General features: G+C 70.0%; 19 protein-coding genes. 9 read left to right on the forward strand and 10 right to left on the reverse strand.

The window, feature by feature from the left end; genetic code table 11:
- Positions 1-109: 109 nt before the first annotated feature.
- A complete protein-coding gene (locus Q7W82_RS18805) occupies positions 110-979 on the forward strand; it encodes an ion transporter (protein ID WP_242160545.1) in 870 nt (289 codons plus the stop codon).
- 4 nt (positions 980-983) lie between these two features.
- Here the strand turns inward: Q7W82_RS18805 and Q7W82_RS18810 are convergent, their stop codons facing one another.
- The 4 genes from Q7W82_RS18810 to Q7W82_RS18825 form a co-directional block, all read right to left on the reverse strand.
- Positions 984-1406 carry a VOC family protein gene (locus Q7W82_RS18810; RefSeq protein WP_242160544.1) on the reverse strand — a complete coding sequence of 141 codons (423 nt, stop codon included), beginning with the start codon at positions 1404-1406 and terminating at the stop codon, positions 984-986.
- A 117-nt stretch (positions 1407-1523) separates the two neighbouring features.
- Positions 1524-2684, reverse strand: coding sequence for an ROK family transcriptional regulator (locus Q7W82_RS18815; RefSeq protein WP_242160543.1), 1161 nt, complete (start codon positions 2682-2684; stop codon positions 1524-1526).
- Positions 2685-2874: 190 nt separating this feature from the next.
- Positions 2875-3690 (reverse strand): NAD(P)-dependent oxidoreductase, encoded by an 816-nt coding sequence (locus Q7W82_RS18820; protein ID WP_242160542.1) that lies wholly within the window; start codon positions 3688-3690, stop codon positions 2875-2877.
- Positions 3691-3824: 134 nt separating this feature from the next.
- A complete protein-coding gene (locus Q7W82_RS18825) occupies positions 3825-4487 on the reverse strand; it encodes a serine/threonine-protein kinase (protein WP_242160541.1) in 663 nt (220 codons plus the stop codon).
- 177 nt (positions 4488-4664) lie between these two features.
- Between Q7W82_RS18825 and Q7W82_RS18830 the strand changes: the two genes are divergently transcribed.
- A complete protein-coding gene (locus tag Q7W82_RS18830; RefSeq protein ID WP_242160540.1) occupies positions 4665-6044 on the forward strand; it encodes a gluconate:H+ symporter in 1380 nt (459 codons plus the stop codon).
- 126 nt (positions 6045-6170) lie between these two features.
- Positions 6171-8183, forward strand: coding sequence for a bifunctional DedA family/phosphatase PAP2 family protein (locus tag Q7W82_RS18835; protein WP_242160539.1), 2013 nt, complete (start codon positions 6171-6173; stop codon positions 8181-8183).
- An 83-nt stretch (positions 8184-8266) separates the two neighbouring features.
- Here the strand turns inward: Q7W82_RS18835 and Q7W82_RS18840 are convergent, their stop codons facing one another.
- From Q7W82_RS18840 to Q7W82_RS18855, 4 genes are all read right to left on the reverse strand, one after another.
- On the reverse strand, positions 8267-8737 hold the full coding sequence (locus Q7W82_RS18840) for a protease inhibitor I42 family protein (protein ID WP_242160538.1): 471 nt from the start codon (positions 8735-8737) through the stop codon (positions 8267-8269).
- Between the two features lie 281 nt (positions 8738-9018).
- Entirely contained in the window at positions 9019-9600 is a 582-nt protein-coding gene (locus tag Q7W82_RS18845) for an LON peptidase substrate-binding domain-containing protein (protein ID WP_010343368.1), read from the reverse strand.
- A gap of 28 nt (positions 9601-9628) precedes the next feature.
- Complete coding sequence (gene mpl, locus Q7W82_RS18850; RefSeq protein WP_242160537.1) at positions 9629-11068, reverse strand: UDP-N-acetylmuramate:L-alanyl-gamma-D-glutamyl-meso-diaminopimelate ligase; 1440 nt, start codon at positions 11066-11068, stop codon at positions 9629-9631.
- 529 nt (positions 11069-11597) lie between these two features.
- Positions 11598-12161 carry an adenylate kinase gene (locus Q7W82_RS18855; protein WP_010343370.1) on the reverse strand — a complete coding sequence of 188 codons (564 nt, stop codon included), beginning with the start codon at positions 12159-12161 and terminating at the stop codon, positions 11598-11600.
- Positions 12162-12306: 145 nt separating this feature from the next.
- On the opposite strand from Q7W82_RS18855, the gene Q7W82_RS18860 reads away from it, so the two are divergent.
- Both Q7W82_RS18860 and Q7W82_RS18865 read left to right on the forward strand, forming a co-directional pair.
- On the forward strand, positions 12307-13563 hold the full coding sequence (locus Q7W82_RS18860) for a 6-phosphofructokinase (RefSeq protein WP_242160536.1): 1257 nt from the start codon (positions 12307-12309) through the stop codon (positions 13561-13563).
- Positions 13564-13730: 167 nt separating this feature from the next.
- Positions 13731-14096 carry a DUF6434 domain-containing protein gene (locus Q7W82_RS18865; RefSeq protein ID WP_242160535.1) on the forward strand — a complete coding sequence of 122 codons (366 nt, stop codon included), beginning with the start codon at positions 13731-13733 and terminating at the stop codon, positions 14094-14096.
- A gap of 140 nt (positions 14097-14236) precedes the next feature.
- On the opposite strand, the gene Q7W82_RS18870 is transcribed toward Q7W82_RS18865, so the two are convergent.
- Positions 14237-14776 carry a hypothetical protein gene (locus Q7W82_RS18870; RefSeq protein WP_242160534.1) on the reverse strand — a complete coding sequence of 180 codons (540 nt, stop codon included), beginning with the start codon at positions 14774-14776 and terminating at the stop codon, positions 14237-14239.
- A 257-nt stretch (positions 14777-15033) separates the two neighbouring features.
- On the opposite strand from Q7W82_RS18870, the gene Q7W82_RS18875 reads away from it, so the two are divergent.
- Entirely contained in the window at positions 15034-17061 is a 2028-nt protein-coding gene (locus Q7W82_RS18875) for a sodium-translocating pyrophosphatase (RefSeq protein ID WP_242160533.1), read from the forward strand.
- Between the two features lie 56 nt (positions 17062-17117).
- Here the strand turns inward: Q7W82_RS18875 and Q7W82_RS18880 are convergent, their stop codons facing one another.
- Positions 17118-17606: a hypothetical protein gene (locus Q7W82_RS18880; protein WP_242160532.1), complete on the reverse strand. Its 489-nt coding sequence runs from the start codon at positions 17604-17606 to the stop codon at positions 17118-17120.
- Between the two features lie 198 nt (positions 17607-17804).
- Here Q7W82_RS18880 and ppa point away from each other — a divergent pair, with 198 nt between their 5' ends.
- From ppa to Q7W82_RS18895, 3 genes are all read left to right on the forward strand, one after another.
- Positions 17805-18338 (forward strand): inorganic diphosphatase, encoded by a 534-nt coding sequence (gene ppa, locus Q7W82_RS18885; protein ID WP_017917485.1) that lies wholly within the window; start codon positions 17805-17807, stop codon positions 18336-18338.
- A gap of 156 nt (positions 18339-18494) precedes the next feature.
- Positions 18495-19610: an HDOD domain-containing protein gene (locus Q7W82_RS18890; RefSeq protein ID WP_242160531.1), complete on the forward strand. Its 1116-nt coding sequence runs from the start codon at positions 18495-18497 to the stop codon at positions 19608-19610.
- A 500-nt stretch (positions 19611-20110) separates the two neighbouring features.
- The gene (locus tag Q7W82_RS18895) at positions 20111-20905 is read left to right on the forward strand and encodes an isocitrate lyase/phosphoenolpyruvate mutase family protein (RefSeq protein WP_242160530.1); all 795 of its coding nucleotides are present in this window, start codon (positions 20111-20113) and stop codon (positions 20903-20905) included.
- The last annotated feature ends 166 nt before the right edge of the window (positions 20906-21071 follow it).

Below are 21071 nucleotides of genomic sequence, written 5' to 3' on the forward strand. Positions count from 1 at the left end.
ACGACCGGGGTGGCGCCGCCCAACGCGGCAGCACACGCCGGCCCGCACGCCGCCGACTGTCGCGCTGCGCGCGCCCGCCACTACAATGCGGCTCGGGTAGCATGGGCGCATGCGATTTTTCCTCGATTCCCAGCTCGCCCCGGCGACCGAGCACGGCTGGCGGCGCCGCTGGTTCGACATCATCTATCGGCACGACACCAAGCCTTCGCGCAACTTCGACCTGTTGCTGGTCGCGGCGATCGTGGCCAGCGTCGCGGTGATCCTGGTCGACAGCGTCCCGGCGCTGCACAGCCGTCACGCTGGCACCCTGTACGTGCTCGAGTGGGGTTTCACCGCGCTGTTCACCGTCGAGTACGCCTTGCGCCTGGCCACGGTAAAGCGGCCGCTGCGCTATGCGCTGAGCTTCTGGGGCGTGATCGACCTGTTGTCGATCCTGCCCACCTACATCTCGTTTCTGTTGCCCGGTGCGCAGACGCTGCTGGTGGTGCGCGTGCTGCGGGTGCTGCGGCTGTTCCGCATCCTCAAGCTCACCCGCTACGTCGAAGAAAGCAGCATGCTGGTCGATGCGTTATGGCGCAGCCGGCGCAAGGTGTTCGTGTTCCTGTTCACGGTGATCACCCTGGTGGTGATCTTCGGCGCGCTGATGTACGTGGTCGAAGGCCCGGCCAACGGCTTCACCAGCATTCCCACCGCGATGTACTGGGCGGTGGTGACGATGGCCACGGTCGGCTTCGGCGACATCGCCCCGCTCACGCCGCTGGGCCGCGCCATTACCTCAGTGCTGATCCTGATCGGCTACAGCATCATCGCCGTGCCCACCGGCATCTACACCGCCGAACTGGCCAACAGCCTGCGCGACGCCGACCGCCGCCGCGCGCCGGATCAACGCACCTGCGCGCGCTGCGGCCTGCAAGGCCACGACCGCAACGCCGGCTATTGCCGGGGCTGCGGCCAGGCGTTGCCCGAGACCGCGCCCTGAGTCCTTACCACACGCCGGTGTTGGGCATCGACGCCCACGGCTCGGCCGGGGCCAGCGCCTCGCCCTTCTGCAGCAACTCGATCGAGATCAGGTCGGGGCTGCGCACGAAGGCCATGCGCCCGTCGCGCGGCGGCCGGTTGATGGTCACGCCGAGCGACTGCAGGTGCGCGCAGAGGGCGTAGATGTCGTCGACTTCGAAGGCCAGGTGGCCGAAATTGCGGGCGCTACCGTAGTCCTCGTCCGAGCCCCAGTTGTAGGTCAGCTCGACTTCGGCTTCCGGGTTCTCCGGCGCGCCGAAGTACACCAGGGTGAACTTGCCGGCTTCGTTCTCGATGCGGCGGGTCTCGTGCAGGCCCAGGCCTTCGGTGAAGAATTTGCTGGTCTTCTCCAGGTCGTGGACGCGGATCATGGCGTGCAGGTATTTCATCGTGACAACTCCGATGGTGGGGAATGGGGCGCGCGCAGTACTGCGGCGGCGCGCGGGGAGGACGCATAGGGTAGCGCCGGCGCTGTGCAGGCATGGCGACGCCGCGGCAGCACCGGTTCAGCGGAAATAGCAGGCCTTCAGCGGCAGCGCCGCCGCGCCCACCGCACTGGCATCGGCGGTGGCGGCGGCCGGCAGCAGCACCGGCAACGGCCGCGCCTGGCCGCGGCGCGGCTGGTTGTCGATGCGCACGTGCGGAATCAGCCGCGTCGCCAGCTCGCGCGGCATGCGCCCGCCGAACACCACCGCCTGCGGATCGAAGATCGCCACGATCGCCGACACGATCAGCGACAGGCCCGGCGCCACCCGTGCGATCCAGCGCTCGATCGCCGGCCACGCCGGATCGTAGGCCGCCAGCAGCGCGCGGATGTCGGGCAGTGCGATGCCGTCCTCGGCCAGCAATTGCCGCAACAGCTCCAGCGTGCCGCGCTCCAGCCCCTGCTGCGGCAGCATGCCGGCGAACTCGCCGGCGTTGCCGTGCGCCCCGCGCAGGCAGGCGCCATCGATCACCACGCCGCCGCCCAGGCCGTAGTTGAAATGCAGGTAGGCGAAGTCGCGGTACTGGCGGCCGATGCCGAGCAGGCTCTCGCCCGCCGCCGCCACCGTGCCGTCGTTGTCCACCCACACCGGCAAGCCCAGCGCCTCGGCCAGCCAGTCGCCGATCGACAGCGCGCCCAGCGCACGCAGCGGCTCGGGCGGGTTCATGTGCACGCCATCCTCGACGAAGAAGCCGGTCATCGCCACGCCCGCGCCCAGGCGCGGACCGAGCCCGGCGCCGGCCGCCGCCGTCAGCGCGGCGTCGGCCTCGCGCAGTTGCGCCAGCAGCGCATCCGGCTCGGTCGAACGCAGCGCGTGCTCGGCGGTGGCGCGGATCTGCCCGCTGAAATCCAGCAGCGCCAGCGACAGCGCATCGGTGGCGATCGCATAGCCGACGGTATGGCCGTAGCCGGGATTGAGCGCGATGCCCGCACCCGGCTTGCCGCGGCCCGCGTGCGCCAGCGAGGCGCCGATCGCGACCAGGCCGCGCTCGGCCAGCGCATCGACCAGGCGTACCGCCGACTGCACGGTCAGCCCGGTGCTGCGGCTGAGATCGGCGCGGGTGGCGGTGCCGGCCAGGCGCAGGCGATCGAGCATGTGCCGCTCGTTGTCGCTGAGATCGGCATGGATGGCGTGGCGGGACTCGGGAAGGCGCGGCAGGGCGACGGCGACTGGAGCGGGCATGGGCGGCGGTGGCAGGAAGACCCCGGCAGCATAGCCGCGCCACGCTTGGTCATTGCGGCACCGACCGCAACTGGATGGAACAGAGCGTCTTTACAGCGCGCCGCCACCCCGCACGCAGCGCGTTGCGATCGCGGCCTCCCAGCGTCCGGAACGCGCGCCGCGTCGCATCCGCCTCACCCGCCGCCGGGTCTCAGTCCAGGAACAGATCCGGCAGCAGCGGTTGCGAGGGGTCTAGCGCATAGCCGGACAGATCGTGCACGCCGGCCTCGGCCAGCACCGCGTCGTCGATCAGGAACTGGCCGTAGAAACCGGCCACCGGCCGGGTCAGCACGGCATGCGCGGCGTCGGCCATGATCTCCGGGCGGCGGCCGTTGCCGGCCTCGACGCCAGGGATCATGTTCAACGCCTCGGTGGCGATCAGCGTGCGCGGCCACAGCGCATTGACCGCCACGCCCTGCGGGCCGAACTCGCCGGCCAGGCCCAGGGTGACGAAGCTCATGCCCATCTTGGCCAGGGTGTAGCCGGTATGCGGCGCCCACCACTTCGGATCCAGCGACGGCGGCGGCGCCAGGGTCAGGATATGCGGGTTGGCACTGCGCAGCAGATGCGGCAGGCAGGCCTGCGCGCACAGGAAACTGCCGCGCGCGTTGACCTGCTGCATCAGGTCGAAGCGCTTCATCGGCGTCTCCAGCGCCCCGCGCAGCCAGATCGCGCTGGCGTTGTTGACCAGGATGTCGATGCCGCCGAAGGCCGCGACCGTCGCCGCCACCGCCGCACGCACCTGCTCCTCTTCGCGAATATCGCACTTCAGCGCCAGCGCGCGGCCACCGGCCGCCTCCACCGCCGCCGCGGCGCTGTGGATGGTGCCGGGCAGCTTGGGATTGGGCACCGACGACTTCGCCGCGATCGCCACGTTGGCGCCGTCGCGCGCGGCCCGCAGCGCGATCGCCAGCCCGATGCCGCGCGAGGCGCCGGTGATGAGGAGCGTTTTACCTTTGAGGGTCATTGGAGTGGGAATGGAGAATGGGGAATCGGGAATGGGAAAAGCTTAGCGCCTTCTCGTCGCGTGCCCCGTCAGACCAGACGCACGCGGATTCCGCTTTTTCCATTCCCCATTCTCCATTCCCCACTCCCGGCCCTTCAGGGCTTCGGCCCCTGCCCCTCGTTGTCTTCCCACTTGAGCAGGCGCCGGGTGACGAAGCGGTACACCGGCTTGCCGCTGGCGAACCACAGGTCGCGCACCCAGGAATGGCGCTTGAGCAGGCGCCGCTCGACCGGGGTCAGGGCGTGGGCGCAGTACATGCGCTTGTGCTTGAGCAGGTGGCGCAGGTCCTCGCGCGCCAGCAGGCGCATCCAGCGCGCGCGCGGTGCGCCGCGCACGGCGAGCTGGAAGTCGATCAACGCCGGGCTGCCGTCTTCCAGCACCAGCCAGTTCGCCTCCTTGGCCAGATCGTTGTGCGCCACGCCGCGCCGGTGCACCTGCTGCAGCAAGCGCCGCGCTGCGCGGAAATACGCCAGGTCGCCACGTGGCGGCCGCTGGTACATCGCCGCCCCGTCCAGGTAGCTGCGGTCCAGGAAGGTGCCGTCCCAGCCGCGCAGTTGCGGCGTCGCCGCCATGCCGTCCAGGTGACGCAGGGCGAGCGCCTCGCGCCGCGCCAGCCACCACGCCGGCAGCCGCAGCCACCAGGGCGAGGCGGTGAGGTCGCGGCGGACGAAACGCGCCTCGCCCTCGCCCAGCAGCAGGATGCGGCCGAAGCTGTCGGCCTTGAGGATGTGCACGGTGCGGGACGCGGGAGCAGGCATCCGGCCAGTGTAAACGTGCCCCTGCCGCTTGCGAGGCGACTCAGGCCCGTCGCAGCCTCGTCCCTGCCGGCGGCGCGCCGTCCGCCGCGCGGCATCACACGATCTCGGCGGAAGCGTCCGGCGCTCAGGCGGTGGCGCAGGCTAAGCTTGCGGCCGATCCACGCGACAGCGCCCCCTATGCGTTCAAACGACCTGTTCCTGCTGTTCACCGCGCTCTTCAGCGTCATTGCCCTGGTCCTGCTGATCGTGGCACGCCCCAAGCTGCATCCGTTGCTGGCCCTGCTGCTGGTGTCGCTGGTCACCGGCCTGGTCGTCGGCATGCCGATGGAGGCGCTGCTGCATGCCGTCGCCACGGGCGCGGGCAAGACCCTGGGGGCGGTCGGCCTGGTGGTGGCGCTGGGGGCGATGCTCGGCAAACTCCTGGCCCAGGCAGGCGTGACCGACACGCTGGCCAACGCGATCCTGCGCCGCGCTTCGCCGCGCGCGCTGCCCTGGGCCATGGCAGGCGTCGCCTGCATCGTCGGTATCCCGATGTTCTTCGAAGTCGGCCTGGTGATCCTGCTGCCGCTGATCTTCGGCGTGGCCCGCAAGCTGCAAGCGGATCGTCGGGTCAACGGCTCGGCCTATGCCTACGTGGGCGTCCCTGTCATCGCCGCCCTCGCCGCGATGCACGGCATGGTGCCGCCGCATCCCGGCCCGCTCACGGCCATCGCCACGCTGGGGACCAGCGTGGGCGCCACCATGCTCTACGGCTTCATCGCGGCCATTCCGGCCATCGTCCTGGCCGGCCCGCTGTACGGCCGCTACATCGCGCGGCACATCCAGGCCGAACCGGATGCGGCGCTGCTGGCGCAGTACGCGTCCGACGACGGCGCGTCCACGCACCGCACGCCGCCCGCCTTCGGCCTGGGCGTGCTGGCGGCGCTGGCGCCGGCCCTGCTGATGCTGTGCCACGCCGTGGCCGAGATGGTGTTGCGCAAGGACTCGGCCGTGCTGCATGCCACCGCCTTCGTCGGCCATCCCATCGTCGCGATGCTGCTCGGGGTGCTGTTCGCGCAGGTCGCGTTGCGGCCGGGCGCGCCGGCCGCGCTGCGCAAGACCCTGGGCGACAGCGTCAAGCCGGTCGCCGGGGTGCTGCTGATCATCGCCGGCGGCGGCGCCTTCCAGCAGGTGCTCACAGATGCGCACGTAGGCGATGCGATCGTGCACATGAGCCAGCAGTTGGCGCTGTCGCCGCTGCTGCTGGGTTGGCTGATCTCGATGCTGCTGTCGGTGTCCACCGGCTCGGCCACCGTCGGCGTGGTCGGCGCCGCCGGGCTGCTGGCGCCGCTCGGCAGCGCCGAGCCCACGCTCAACCTGCCGTTGCTGGCGCTGTCCATCGGCTGCGGTTCGCTGTTCTTCAACTACGCCAACCATGCCGGCTTCTGGCTGGTGAAGGAATCCTTCGGCATGAGCATGGGCGAGGCCACCAAGACGATCTCGGTGGTGCAATCCATCGTGGCGCTGGTCGGCCTGGGCATGGTGCTGCTGCTGAACCTGCTGCCGCCCTTGGCGTGACCCGCGGCGGCGGCCTCGCCGCCTCGCCTTCGCCCGACGCCAGCGCAGGCAGGCCCAGGAAGCGGTCACGCTCGGCAGCGCGGTCGCTTGCACGGACGGTCATCGTGCTCCCTCTATAATCGCCCGATGAATGCCTCATGGACCGATGCCACGCTGGAGTGGATCGCAGCACACCCCGTCCTGGCCGGCGCGGTCATCTTCGCCATCGCGTTCTGCGATGCGGTCATCATCCTCGGCACGCTGGTGCCGGCGCTGCCGTTGCTGTTCGCGATCGGCGTGCTGATCGGCCTGGGCCAGATCTCCGGCCCGTATGCGGTGATCAGCGCCGCGCTCGGCGCGCTGATCGGCGATGCGGTCAGCTACTGGGTCGGCTACCGCTGGGGCCATCAGCTGCGCAGCTATTGGCCGTTCAAGCGCTACCCGCAGTTGCTCGACCGCGGCGAGGCGATGTTCCGCCGCAACGCCTTCAAGAGCATCCTGGTGGCGCGCTACGTCGGCGCCATCCGTCCGTTCGTGCCGGCGGTGGCGGGCATGATGAAGATGCCGCTGCGGCGCTATCTGCTGCCCAGCAGCGTGGCCGCGGTGACCTGGGCGCTGCTGTTCCTGGGGCCGGGCTGGCTGTTGGGCCAGGCCTACGACGCAGTCGCCGCGGTCGCCGGCCGCCTGTTCCTGGTCGTGGGCCTGCTGGCGCTGGCGCTGGGCCTGGTCTGGGCGATCGTGCTGTACGGCTATCGCTGGTCGGCCGGACACATGGACGCGCTGCTGGCGCGCGGCCTGGATTGGTCGCGCCGGCATCCGGTGCTGGGCCGTTACTCGATCGCGGTGTTCGATCCGCAGCGGCGCGAGTCGGTGCCGCTGGCGATGCTGGCGGTGATGCTGCTGGCGCTGGGCTGGGGCTGGTTCGCGCTGCTGATGGTGGTGGTGGCGCACGGCGAGCCGCTGCGCCTGGACCTGGCCGTGCACGACCTGATGCTGGCCTTGCGCAACCCGCTGGCCGACTACCCGATGACCGCGCTGGCCTCGCTGGGCAACTGGCAGGTGCTGGTGCCGCCCACCGCGCTGGGCCTGCTCTACCTGGCCTGGCGCCGGCGCTGGATGGCCGCGGCGCACTGGCTGGCGGCGCTGGCCTTCGGCCTGGCCCTGACCAAGCTGCTCGGCGCCACCGTGCACGTGGTGCGCCCGCCGTCGGCCAGCAGCGGTTTCGGCTTCCCCTCGGTGGCGGTGACCATGGCCACGATCAGCTTCGGTTTCTTCGCGGTGCTGATCGCGCGCGAACTGCCGGGGCGCTCGCGCGTGTGGCCGTACCTGCTGTCCGGCGCGGTGGTGACCCTGATCGGCTTCGCCCGCCTGTACCTGGGCGCGCACTGGCTCAGCGACGTGATCGGCGGCATGCTGTTCGGCATCTTCTGGCTGCTGGTGCTGGGCATCGCCTACCGCCGCCGCTTCAACCGCGGGTTCTGGATGAAGCCGCTGGCCTGGCTGTTCTACGGCGGCTTCGCGATCGCCGCGCTGTGGTACGCGCCGCGCCAGCTGGAACGCAAGCTGGCCAAGTTCGAACCGCCGCCGCCGCAGCTGACGCAGTTGGCCGACGCCGCCTGGTGGCAGCACGACTGGCGGCAATTGCCGTCGCGGCGCAACGAGTTCGACGACGACCAGCGCTGGCCGCTGGACATCCAGGTGGCCGGACCGCTGGCGCCGCTGCAGCGCCAGCTCGAAGCGGCCGGCTGGCGCGTGCAGCCGCAGGCCGGCTGGCAGCAGGCGCTGCAGTTGCTCGACTACAAGGCCACGCCGGCGCAGGTGCCGGTGCTGCCGGCGACGCTGGACACGCGGGTGGAATCGCTGCTGATGCTGCGCCCCGGCCCGAATCCGGACGAGCTGTACGCGCTGCGCCTGTGGCCGGCGCCGGCCCGCCTGCAGCCGGGCAACGTGCCGCTGTGGCTGGGCAGCGCGCAGAGCCTGCGCTACGAACGCCATTTCAACCTGATCGGGCTGTGGCGCCCGCTGCGCGGCGCGGATCCGGCGCTCAACGCGGTGACCGAAGCGCTGCACGCCCTGCCCACGCGCAAGGACATGCACCGCCGCAGCGAGATCCCGGTGCTGCTGGTGCGCAGCGACGGCGAGGCGCCGCCGTCGCCCTGAGCGATGGCGGCGCGCCTGGGTTTGCGATCAGCACCGCGCCGACGCAGCGCCGTCCTGCCTGCGACTGCAGGCAGTGGCGGCGGCTACTTCACCTCGACCCGGATCGAACGCGAGTCGGTGGCGCGATCTTCCCAGTGCCGGGCGTAGAGGAGATCGATCGTGCCGCTGCCGTGCTCGGTGGCCTTGAAGGTATAGGTGACAGTGCTGGGGCAGCCCATCCGGCCGGCGGCGCAGGCCGTGCCCGGTGCATGTTCGATGTCGAGCAGCGACAGCGACGCGGGCAGACTGCGCAAGGCCCAGGCGCTGCCGGTCGAGCCGTTCTCGGACAGGGTGACGGCGAACAGTTGGCCGCGCTGCAGGGCGAACGGCTTCATCGACGGCGTCAGGCAGGTCCTGGGCGACACCTGATCGGCATTGCCGGTGACCAGGGCGATGGCGCCGCGCGGGCAGTCGGCCTGACCGGCGGCGGTGGTACCGGGCGGCTCGGCGGCGATGGCCGGCAGGCTCACGGCGCCGGCAGCGGACAGCAACAACAGCAGGAAGGAACGCCTCATACGAAGTCCTCGATCGTGCGTGGATAGGACGTCAGGCCGCCAGGGCGGGATGCCGTTGCCGGCAGCCGGGCGGCTGCCGATCGCTGCCAAGCGTCGCCTGCGCCTGCTAGCGCCGCGCTGAATGCCGTGCGTGGGCACCTTCGCTGCCCCAGCGAGCGCAGCGCGCGGCGATCGTGTCGGATGGGGGCTGATCCTGGCGCCAGGCCGCGCAGAGGTCCGGCCGCCCCGCCCTGCGATGCGTCATTCGAACCGGGACGACGCTACCGCCCTCGCCCGCCCGCTCAGGGAATCCAGGCCAGCAACTGATCCAGCCGCGCGTGCGGGTCGTCTTCCTGCAGCAGCGACAGGCGCTGGCGTTCGTCCAGCGGCAGCAGTTCGGCCATGCGCCAGCCGACCCAGGCGGCCTGGTCGAGTTGCCGCGGACCGGCCAGCGGATACACCGCGGCGGCCTGGTCGAGGATGCTGTCGAGCACGGTCGCCAACAGCGCGTGCTGCGGACGCAGTTCATCGTCGCCATCGGCCTCGCGCCATTCCACGTCGCCGACCACCAGGCCGTTGTCGCGGACCCGGCTGCGCAGCACGTGGAAGCGCCGCGCGCCGCGCAGGCTCAGCACCAGCACGCCGTCGGCGCCGACATCGAAATCGACGATGCGCGCCTCGGTGCCGAACGCCGCCGGCACCGCCGGGGCGCCGGTCTCGCTGCCGTCCAGGATCAGGCAGACGCCGAAGCCGCTGTCGGTGCGCCCGCACTCGCGGACCAGGTCCAGATAGCGGCGCTCGAACACCCGCAGCTTGATCGAGGCGCCGGGCAGCAGCACCGCGTGCAGCGGGAACAGCGGCAGCGTGGTCCGCTGCGGGCTCACGCGCCGGCTCCGCCGTGCCCGGCGAGACTCATTGCAGCGCCGCCAGGAAGCGCCGCGGCGCTCCGTCGAAACCGCCGTTGGACATGAACACCACGTGGTCGCCAGCGCGCGCCTGCGCCTGCAGCGCGGCCAGCAAGGCGTCCACGTCGGGCGCCGCGCAGGCATCCCCGCGCACCGCGGCGATCACCTTGCCGGCGTCCCAGGCCAGCTCCGGCCGCTGCAGGAACACCACCGCGTCGGCGGCCTCCAGCGACGGCGCCAGCGCTTCGGCATGCGCGCCGAGCCGCATCGAATTGCTGCGCGGCTCCATCGCCACCACGATGCGCGCCGCGCCGACCTTGGCGCGCAGGCCTTCCAGCGTGGTGCGAATGGCGGTGGGATGGTGGGCGAAGTCGTCGTACACGGTGATGCCCTGCGCCTGGCCGAGCACCTCCAGGCGCCGCTTGACGCTGCGGAAGCGCGCCAGCGCCGGCATCACCTGCGCCGGCGCCACGCCCACCGCATGGGCGGCGGCCAGCGCGGCCAGCGCGTTCATCACGTTGTGGCGACCGAGCAGCGGCCAGTCCACCTCGCCCAGTTCGCGGCCCTGGTGCAGCACCGCGAAACGGCTGCCGTCGGCGGCGAGCAGGCGTGCGCTCCACTCGAAGGCCGGATCGAAGCCGAAGCGTTCCACCGGGGTCCAGCAGCCCATCGCCAGCACCTCGCGCAGGTGCGCGTCCTCGCCGTTGACGATCAGCCGGCCGCGGTGCGGCACCGTCCGCACCAGGTGGTGGAACTGGCGCTGGATCGCGGCGACGTCGGGAAAGATGTCGGCGTGGTCGTACTCGAGGTTGTTGAGGATCGCCACCAGCGGCCGGTAGTGCACGAACTTGCTGCGCTTGTCGAAGAACGCGGTGTCGTACTCGTCGGCCTCCACAACGAAGAGCGGCCGCTCCGCCAGCTCCGGTACTCGATTCCCTTCTCCCGCCGGGAGAACATGGTGCGCAGCGCCGGATGCGGGTCCGACAGCTGCACGCCCCAGTCGCGCGGACACGCCGAAGTCCTCGGCCACGCCGCCGATCAGGAAACCCGGTTCGCGCCCGGCGGCCTGCAGCAGCCAGGTCAGGATGCTGGTGGTGGTGGTCTTGCCGTGGGTGCCGGCCACCGCCAGGGTGTCGCGCCCCGGCAGCACCTGCTCGCTCAGCCATTGCGCCCCGGAGGTGTAGGCGCGCCCGGCGTCGAGCACCGCCTCGACCGCGGCGTTGCCGCGCGACAGCGCGTTGCCGACGATCACCTGGTCGCAGTCGGCGGCGATGTGCTCGGGCAGGTAGCCCTGCTTCAGCGCGATGCCCAGGCGCTCCAGTTGCGTGGACATCGGCGGATAGATCGCCTGGTCGCTGCCCTCGACCGCATGGCCGAGTTCGCGCGCCAGCGCGGCGACACCGCCCATGAACGTACCGGCGATGCCGAGAATATGGATCTTGCTCATGGCCCGATTGTCGCCGATCCCCCGACGCACGCAAACCAGCACTGTGCCGGCCGTTGGCCGCGACAGGCCCCGCACGGGATCGCTTCGGGGCAAGCGCGCCGCTGCGCCGTCAAGTAGGGAATCCCCCACATCGGCTGGGTAAAGTTCCCGATAGGCAAGTCGGGAGCCGACGCCGAGAATGAACGGGCCAGCCTCGACACCCTGTGGTTCTACTCCCCAAGAGACCATCCCCAAGGGAGCTCATGTCGTGGGGCCCTGAGCAAGCCCGCTCGCTGGCACTTTTTTATCGACCCTGGCCCCATGGCAAGCGGCCTGCGCGCCCACGGCCGATCACTCGCTGTGCGGCAGCGGGAGACAAGCTTATCTTCGTGGGAGCGGCTTCAGCCGCGATGGGCTTTCCCGGGAATGCCCGTCGCGGCTGAAGCCGCTCCTACGGGCGTTGCGCGTCGTGAACGGGGACGCGCAATCGTCGGATCCCGCACCATCTGCACGTCCGGCGCCCGTCGCGGGCGCCGGCGTGTGTGCCGCCTCAGCGGCCGATCGCCGCCAGGATGCGGGCGAGCACCTCGTCCAGCGAGCCGACGCCATCCACCCGCGCCAGCGTGCCGCGCTTGTCGTAGAAGCCGATCACCGGCGCGGTCGAATCGGTATAGACCTGCAGGCGCTTGCGCACCGACTCGGGGTTGTCGTCCTCGCGGCCTTCGGCCTTGGCGCGGCCAGCGATGCGCTCGACCAGCAGCTCGTTGGCCACGTCCAACTGCACCACCGCGTCCAGCGGCTGGCCGAGCTTGGCCAGCAGTTCGTCCAACGCGCCGGCCTGGGCCAGGTTGCGCGGGTAGCCGTCGAGGATGAAGCCGTTGCGCACGTCGTCGCGGCCCAGGCGCGATTCGAGCATGCCCAGCAGGATGTCGTCGGAAACCAGATCGCCGCGCGCCATCACTTCCTTGGCCTGCACGCCCAGCGGGGTGCCGGCGGCGACTTCGGCGCGCAGCAGATCGCCGGTGGAGATGTGCGGGATCTGCAGCTTGTCCTTCAGGCGGGCCGCCTGCGTGCCCTTGCCCGATCCGGGCGGTCCCAACAGAACCAATCGCATCAACCTGACTCCTCGAGGAAAGTACCGTGCGCGGCCGGCGGCGTTAGACTCGGGGGCCACGCCTGCGCTGCACCGCAAGATCCCCAGCTTACCGCATCCAGGCAATGTCCCGGCAATGTCCCCACCCCAGGAGCGAACCCCGACCATGGCCCAAGGCACCCTGCTGTACGCCCAGTCCGGCGGCGTCACCGCCGTCATCAACGCCAGCGCCGCCGCCGTCATCGGCGAAGCGCGGGCGCGCAAGGTCAAGGTGCTGGCCGCGCGCAACGGCATCCTCGGCGCGCTGCGCGAGGACCTGATCGACACGTCCAAGGAGTCGGCGGCGGCGATCGCCGCGCTGGCCCACACCCCCGGTGGCGCGTTCGGCTCGTGCCGCTACAAGCTCAAGTCGCTGGAGGCCGACCGCCCCAAGTACGAGCGCCTGCTGCAGGTGCTGCAGGCGCACGACGTGCGCTACTTCCTCTACAACGGCGGCAACGATTCGGCCGACACCGCGTGGAAGGTGTCGCAGCTGGCGCAGGCGTTCGGCTACCCGCTGCACTGCATCGGCGTGCCCAAGACCATCGACAACGACCTGGCGGTCACCGACACCTGCCCGGGCTTCGGCTCGGCCGCCAAGTACACCGCGGTGTCGGTGCGCGAGGCGGCGCTGGACGTGGCGGCGATGGCCGAGACCTCGACCAAGGTATTTGTCTACGAAGCCATGGGCCGCCATGCCGGCTGGCTGGCGGCCGCCGCCGGCCTGGCCGCGCAATCGCCGGACGACGCGCCGCAGATCATCCTGTTCCCCGAACGCGCCTACGACGAGGCCGCGTTCCTGGCGCAGGTGCGCAAGGTGGTGGACAAGGTCGGCTGGTGCGTGGTGGTGGCCAGCGAGGGCATCCAGACCGCCGACGGGCGCTTCGTCGCCGATGCCGGCGGCGGCACCGACGCGTTCGGGCACAGCCAGCTCGGCGGCGTGGCGTCCTACCTGGCCGGCAAGGTCAAGGCCGAACTGGGCTACAAGGTGCATTGGACCCTGCCCGACTACCTGCAGCGTTCGGCGCGCCACATCGCCTCGCGCACCGACTGGGAGCAGGCGCAGGCGGTCGGCAAGGCTGCGGTGCAGTTCGCGCTGAAGGGCATGAACGCGGTGATGCCGGCGATCGTGCGCAGCAGCGACGCGCCGTACCGCTGGAAGATCGAGGCCGCGCCGCTGGCCAAGGTCGCCAACCACGAGAAGAAGATGCCGGCCGGCTTCCTGCGCAAGGACGGTTTCGGCATCACCGAGAAGGCACGCCGCTACCTGCAGCCGCTGATCCGCGGCGAAGCGCCGCTGCCCTACGGCACGGATGGCCTGCCCAAGTACGTGGCGCTGAAGAACGTGGCGGTGAAGAAGAAGCTGCCGGCCTGGGAGGGCTGACAACGCCAGCGCACGCCCCTGTGCCGCGACCGGCGCGCGCCGGTGCGCGGCACGCTGCGGGACAGGCGCCAACGCCTGAAGCGCGGCGACGGAGGCATGGCAGACCCCACTCGCTCACCACGCGCTGGCACGACGGCACGCGTGCCAGCGCCCCCACAAAGTCCGAGATGGCCGGCATGCACGGCGGCAAGCGCGAAGACCGCACCAGCGAGAGTCCCACGATGGACTTCGATTGGCACAGCGACACCATCACGCGCGCGACGCCGGTGGATGGACGCTACCGCAACACGCAGAACGTGCGTCGTTTTCTCGTTGCGGCATGTGGCGACGGCTTCGCCTTCGATCGCGCGTTCATGGCCTGGATCAGGAATGGCGTCGCCAAGACCATGGGCGACGTCGCCGACGCATGGCAGCGGCGGCACATCGGCACGACGTCAGCCGATGAGACGGGCGGTCACACACCGCATACGCCGGATCGGCAACCAAACAGCGCGACGCGCCACGCCGGGGAGCCTGGCCTGAGCGCCGATTGACGCACGCGTCGATACCTCACGTCCGCCGGCGCGGGCCGTGTCACCGCAGCTCCGTCCTCGTCGCGTACACACGCTGCCGCAGTCGCGACCGTGCCGCCCCGCCGTGCAGGCGAGACGCCGGGCCCAGCCAACCCGCCCGCTCAGCGGCAGGCCTTGCCTTCCACGGTCATCTGCGCGGTGAACTGCGGCACCTGCGCGACCTTGCCGGCGGCCGCCTGCTGCTTGGCCTCTTCCAGATAGATCCGCGACTGGCCCTGGCCATCGCGTTCGGTGTTCAGTACGACCGGCTTGCGCCACACCCGCACCACCGCCTGCTGCGACGGACAGGCCGCGCTGGGCACGCGGATCAGATCGTTGAACTTCCAGCCGGTGGCCGCGCTGGGCTTGGCCTGGTCGAACTCGACCAGCTTGGCGCGCGGCTGGCAGGTGGGGCTGCTGCGCACGGCGGAGAAACGGTAGGGCTGCGCCGCATCGCCGGTGTACTCGCCCTCGAAGCGCACGCAGGCCTCGGGGATCTGGCGAATGGTGTGGACCACGCCTACCGCCTGCGGCGCGCTGGCCGGGCGCTGCAACTCGGGGGTCGGGTCGGCGGCCGCCGCGGCCAGCGGCGCCAGCGCGCACAGGGCGATGGCCAGGATCGAGGCGCGTGCGCGCAGCCGCGGGGAAATCGTCGATTGCATCGGAAGGCTCCTGGGAAGCGATGCGCCACGCTGCCATGCGCAGACTGAACCGGACGCCAAAAGTGCGACGCCCTGCCTGGTCGCTGGCGGCATCACGGAGCCAGGCGCATACTCGCCCACGTTCAGGCCAGATGACATTGCGATACGCACCAGCGGCGCGCGTTGTGGCCGCGGAGTCGTTGCATGCTTCAGCTCCTACGGTGTGATCCCTCGGTATGTCCAGCGCTTGGGCGCCATCCACATCCTTGGGAGGGGTCATGTTGGAACGATATGCGGTCACCGTGGCACTGGCGTGCGCGGCTCTGGCGGTGCTCTACGGCATCGTCTCCACGCGCTGGATCCTGGCGCAGCCTGCCGGCAACGAACGCATGCGGCAGATCGCCGATGCGATCCAGGAAGGCGCTCGCGCCTACCTCAACCGCCAGTACCTGACCATCGCCATCGCCGGCGTGGTGTTGCTGGTGCTGGTCGGCGTGTTCCTGAGCTGGTACACCGCCGGGGGCTTTGCGATCGGCGCGGTGCTGTCCGGGGTCGCCGGCTACATCGGCATGAACCTGTCGGTGCGCGCCAACGTGCGCACCGCCGAGGCGGCGCGGCGCGGGCTGGCGCCGGCCATGGCGGTGGCGTTCCGCGGCGGCGCGATCACCGGCATGCTGGTGGTGGGCCTGGGCCTGATCGGGGTGGCCGGCTACTACGGCCTGCTGCAGTGGCTGGGCCACAGTGTCGGCGACAGCCTGCATGCGCTGGTCGGCCTGGCCTTCGGCAGTTCGCTGATCTCGATCTTCGCGCGCCTGGGCGGCGGCATCTTCACCAAGGGCGCGGACGTCGGCGCGGACCTGGTCGGCAAGGTCGAGGCCGGCATTCCCGAGGACGACCCGCGCAACCCGGCGGTGATCGCCGACAACGTCGGCGACAACGTCGGCGACTGCGCCGGCATGGCCGCCGACCTGTTCGAAACCTATGCGGTCACGGTAATCGCGACGATGCTGCTGGGCGGGCTGATGGCCGCCGAGGCCGGGCGCAACGCGGTGCTGTATCCGCTGGTGCTGGGCGGGGTCTCGATCGTCGCCTCGATCGTCGGCACCTTCTTCGTGCGCGTGCGCCCGGGCGGTTCGATCATGGGCGCGCTGTACAAGGGCGTGGTGGTCTCGGCGGTGCTGGCGGCGCTGGCGTTCTGGCCGGTGACCCAGCAGCTGATGGGCGACACCGCCGCCGGTGCCGGCAAGCTCTACGGCTGCGCGCTGATCGGCCTGGTGCTGACCGGGCTGATCGTGTGGATCACCGAGTACTACACCGGCACCCAGTACAAGCCGGTGCAGCATGTGGCCCACGCCTCCACCACCGGGCATGGCACCAACATCATCGCCGGGCTCGGCATCTCGATGAAGTCCACCGCGCTGCCGGTGATCGCGGTGTGCGCGGCGATCTGGGGCGCGTTCGCGTTGTCGGGCCTGTACGGCATCGCCATCGCCGCCACCGCGATGCTGTCGATGGCCGGCATGATCGTGGCGCTGGATGCGTACGGCCCGATCACCGACAACGCAGGCGGCATCGCCGAAATGGCGGAACTGCCGCCAGAGGTGCGCGCGGTCACCGATCCGCTGGACGCGGTCGGCAATACCACCAAGGCCGTGACCAAGGGCTATGCGATCGGCTCGGCAGCGCTGGCGGCGCTGGTACTGTTCGCCGACTACACCCACAACCTGCGCGCCGCGCATCCCACCGAGACCTTCGCCTTCGACCTGTCCGACCACACGGTGATCATCGGCCTGCTGATCGGCGGCCTGATCCCCTACCTGTTCGGCGCGATGGCGATGGAAGCGGTGGGCCGTGCCGCCGGCGCAGTGGTGGAGGAAGTCCGGCGGCAGTTCCGCGAGATCCCCGGGATCATGCAGGGCACTGGCAAACCGCAGTACGACCGTGCGGTGGACATGCTGACCCGCTCGGCGATCCGCGAAATGATCGTGCCATCGCTGCTGCCGGTGGCGGTGCCGATCGTGGTCGGCCTGTTGCTGGGCCCGCGCGCGCTCGGCGGCCTGCTGATCGGCACCATCGTCACCGGCCTGTTCGTGGCGATCTCCATGACCACCGGCGGCGGCGCCTGGGATAACGCCAAGAAGTACATCGAGGACGGCCATTTCGGCGGCAAAGGCAGCGAGGCGCACAAGGCCGCAGTGACCGGCGACACCGTCGGCGACCCGTACAAGGACACGGCCGGGCCGGCGATCAATCCGCTGATCAAGATCATCAACATCGTGGCGCTGCTGCTGGTGCCGCTGCTGTAGCCGGGGGACAGCGGGCGCCGGCGCACGCCGACGCCCGCTGCGCAGGACGCGCTTGGCTACAGGCAGTCGATCAGGCCGTCGTTGATGCTGCGCTCGCTGCGCGGCAGCGGTGCGAACAGCGGCCGCTCGCCCGACAGCGCCGTGTACAGCGCGTGCAGCCGGGTCTGCGGTTGCAGTGGCGTGCGGCAATGCCACAGCCGCGCATCGACCACCACCTGGCCGCTGTCCGGATCGATGCTGGCCTCGCTGGCACCGAAGCTCCAGATGCACTCGCCGATCACCCCGTCGCGCTGGCGCACCGAGCAGCGATAGCGCAGCGGCCGGTAGTCGCTGTAGTCGCCTTCGCAGAAGGTGTCGCCGCACAGCTGGTCGAAGTCGTGCGCCAGCCGTTGCTCCAGGTCGGCGAACGCCTCCCAGCCCTCGCCGGGTGCCGGGTAGTCCATCGCACCCACATAGGTCGGCTGCGCCTGCTGCGCCTGCGCAGCGCCGCAGGCCAGGACCAGCACCGCCAGCAGCGGCCACATCGATCGCCGGATTCCGTTCATCGTCTTGCTCCTTGATGGGGGACAGTGGCCACAGGGTCGCCGCCGCCCGTTGCCGGCACCATCGGACTGCACCCCATGCGGGCCGGTATGGAGTCCGAAACCGCTGTAGGAATCCTCCGAACGGGCGTGCGCTGCATTGCAACAGCCAACCGACTAGAATGCCTGCCTCTTTAGAAGCCACTCCACTGGAGCTAGCGCATGGGTCTGGAACTGGTCACCTCCGGCAAGAACCTGCCGGAAGAAATCAACGTCGTCATCGAAATCCCCAAGGATTCCGAACCGGTCAAGTACGAAGTGGACAAGGCCAGCGGCGCCATCTTCGTCGACCGCATCCTCTCCACCCCGATGCGCTATCCCTGCAACTACGGCTACGTGCCCAACACCCTGTGCGGCGACGGCGACCCGGCCGACGTGCTGGTGGTGCTGCCGCTGCCGCTGGTGCCCGGCTGCGTGGTGCGCTGCCGCCCGGTCGGCGTGCTGAAGATGAGCGACGAGGCCGGCAGCGACGAGAAGATCCTGGCGGTGCCGGTGGCCAAGGTGTTCCAGGGCTACGCGCACATCGAGGACATCACCCAGGTGTCCGGCCACTGGATGGAGCGCATCGGCCACTTCTTCGAGCACTACAAGGACCTGGAGAAGGGCAAGTGGGTCAAGCTCGACGGCTGGGGCAACGCCGAAGAGGCCAAGCGCATCCTGCGCGAGTCCGTGACCCGTTTCGAAGCCGGCGCCTGAGCCGCTCGCCGTGGCGGGGCCCTGCCCCGCCGTGGCTGACCCGTTTCACGTTTTGCCGTTGCCGGGGCGCCGCCCTTCGGGGTTTGCGGTACATTGCGCCATGGCATCACCGAGCCCGGTCCGTCCGCGACCTGGCTCTTCTTGGGGGACAGTCTCTTGCGCATCCTGTTCGTCGGCGACGAAGCCAGCCTTCCGTCCGAAGTCACTGAATACATTCGCGATCTTGGCGAGGACTGGCAGGTCCAGAGCGTCGCCGACGGCAATGCCGCCATCGCCGCGGCAGCCACCGTGCGCCTGGATGCGGTGATCGCCGCGCCGACCCTGCCGGACCTGACCACGGCCACCCTGCTCGGCCAGATCCGCACGCTGAGCCCGGAGACCATCCGCATCGCGCTGATCGAAGCCGAACAGAGCAACCGCGCGCCGCCGGCGCGGATCATCGGCGTGGCGCACCGGTTCCTGCCGTTGCCGCTGTCGCCGGAGATGCTGCTGGAGGCGGTGACCAGCCTGGAGGAACTGCAGGAACTGCTGGGCAACCCGCGCCTGCGTTCCAGCATCGGCCGCATCGAGAAGCTGCCCTCGCCGCCGCATCTGTACCTGAGCCTGATGCACGCGCTGGAGCAGGACGAAGGCAGCAATGCCGCCGACCTGGCCAAGCTGGTCTCGGCCGACCCGGCGATCGCGGCCAAGGTGCTGCAGCTGTGCAATTCGGCGTTCTTCTCCAACGGCCGCACCATTTCCGACCTGCGCACCGCCGTGACCCGCCTGGGCACCGCCACCCTGCGCGACCTGGTCCTGGCCAGCGAAGTGTTCTCGGTGCAGGCGCTGTCCAACGCCGAGCGCAACGCGCTGCAGCAGCGCTCGCTGCTGGCGTCCAAGCTGGCCACGAAGATGCTGCCGACCTCCAGCGTCGAGCTGGGGTCGACCGCGGCGCTGCTGGCCGACATCGGCCTGCTGTTGCCGGGCGTGCGCGACGAGCGCGAGCCGCCCACCGGCGACGACGACACCCGGCCGGGCCATGCCGAGGCCGGCGCCTACCTGCTCGGCCTGTGGGGCCTGCCGATGCCGATCATCGAGGCGGTGGCCTTCCATCGCCAGCCGCAGCGCTCCAGCACCCGCAGCTTCTGGGTCACCGGTGCTGTGCACGTGGCGATGGCGCTGGCCAGCGGCTCGGAAGTCGACGAGGAATACCTGGCCAAGACCGGCATGCTCGGCAAGTTGCCGACCTGGCGCGAGCAGGCCGAGAACCTGATGGGGCTGACCTCGGCGTAAGACCGACCGTGGTGCGCGCGCGCCGCCCGCTCGCGAGCGCACGCTCCAGGAAGTCGGCGACGCGGGCGCCCTCGCGCACCGCTTGCTGCACCAGAGCCGGCCAGTCACTGCCCAGCCTGGTGAAGCTTGCGTTGCTCGTACACCTCGGCGAGACGCTCGTGCTGCAGGTCCATCGCGCCATGTCCAGCAAGGCCTCGTACACCGAGAGCGGATGCTGCAGGCCTTGCAGCGGCAGCACCGAACGCTGGTGCACTCGCGCCAACACGTATCCGCGGCATGCCCGGTGGTGGCACGCCTCGCCAATCGCATAGGTGCGGCAGCTACAAGTGCAGCGGCCTGATGATTCATTCAGGCCGAGCCTGTCCGCTGCCGCGGCCAAGTCGACCGAGTCAAGCGCTAGGTGAGGCTTCGGTTTGTCGAGGTCGATGTCCGAAAATGGCAAGACACTTAGCGCGGCCGATGCCACATTTCGGCCACTCGTCCGCCTAAGGCAACACGTCATGAGCGCACCCGCTTTTTTCAGGTTTTTAGACCTTCATCGCACCAACACCCCCCTGTTAATCGCCAACGCTTGGGATGCCGTCAGCGCAGCACTCTGGCAACGGGCAGGCGCTCCAGCCATCGGTACCAGCAGCGCGGCTCTGGCTTGGGCTTGCGGCTATGCCGATGGCGGTGCACTACCACTCGATGCACTATTGCATCAGGTACGCGCCATTGCCCGTGTCTCGTCAGTTCCGGTCAGTATCGATCTGGAGGACGGCTATAGCGACGACCCGCACGCCGTGGCGGAGCTGGCGAAGGAAATCGCGGCCATCGGTGCGGTCGGGATCAATCTGGAAGATGGTGCGGGTACGCCCGAGCTATTGATGGAGAAGATCCGCATGGCCCGTCAGGCTCTCGGCGACACGCCTCTGTTCATCAATGCACGCACCGACGTTTACTTGGGCGTCCTCGCTTCCGGGCGTGATGGGGTGGACATGGCGATCCACCGCTTGTCTTGCTACCGGCGCGCAGGTGCAGACGGCGGCTTCGTGCCAGGCATCACCGCTATCAAGGACATTGCCGAAATCGCGGCAAGAGTCCCGATGCCGCTCAACGTAATGACCGTTCCCGGGCTACCGCCGCTGCAAGCATTGCGCGAGGCCGGTGTGCGTCGGATCAGCGCCGGCCCGGCGCTGTTCCAGCACTCTTTCGGCACCGGCGTGGGCAGTGTCGAGAGCTTCCTGGCCGGCAACTTTTCCAGCGTGCCCCGCGCTGGCCTCGAGTACGCCAGCCTCAACCAACTCCTTTCGTAGAACGGTAGCCGCCATGGACACGGCGACGCATTGCCCAGGCGGGCCGCTGCGCTCATACCAGACATCAAGGATGTTTCCCCCGACACCGGGCAAAGCGGCGCGGATCTTGAGGAAGACGTAGGCGCCATCGCGGCAGCCTCGACAGCCCCAACCTTATCGGGTCAGC

This window comes from Xanthomonas indica, from assembly GCF_040529045.1.
Classification (GTDB): domain Bacteria; phylum Pseudomonadota; class Gammaproteobacteria; order Xanthomonadales; family Xanthomonadaceae; genus Xanthomonas_A; species Xanthomonas_A indica.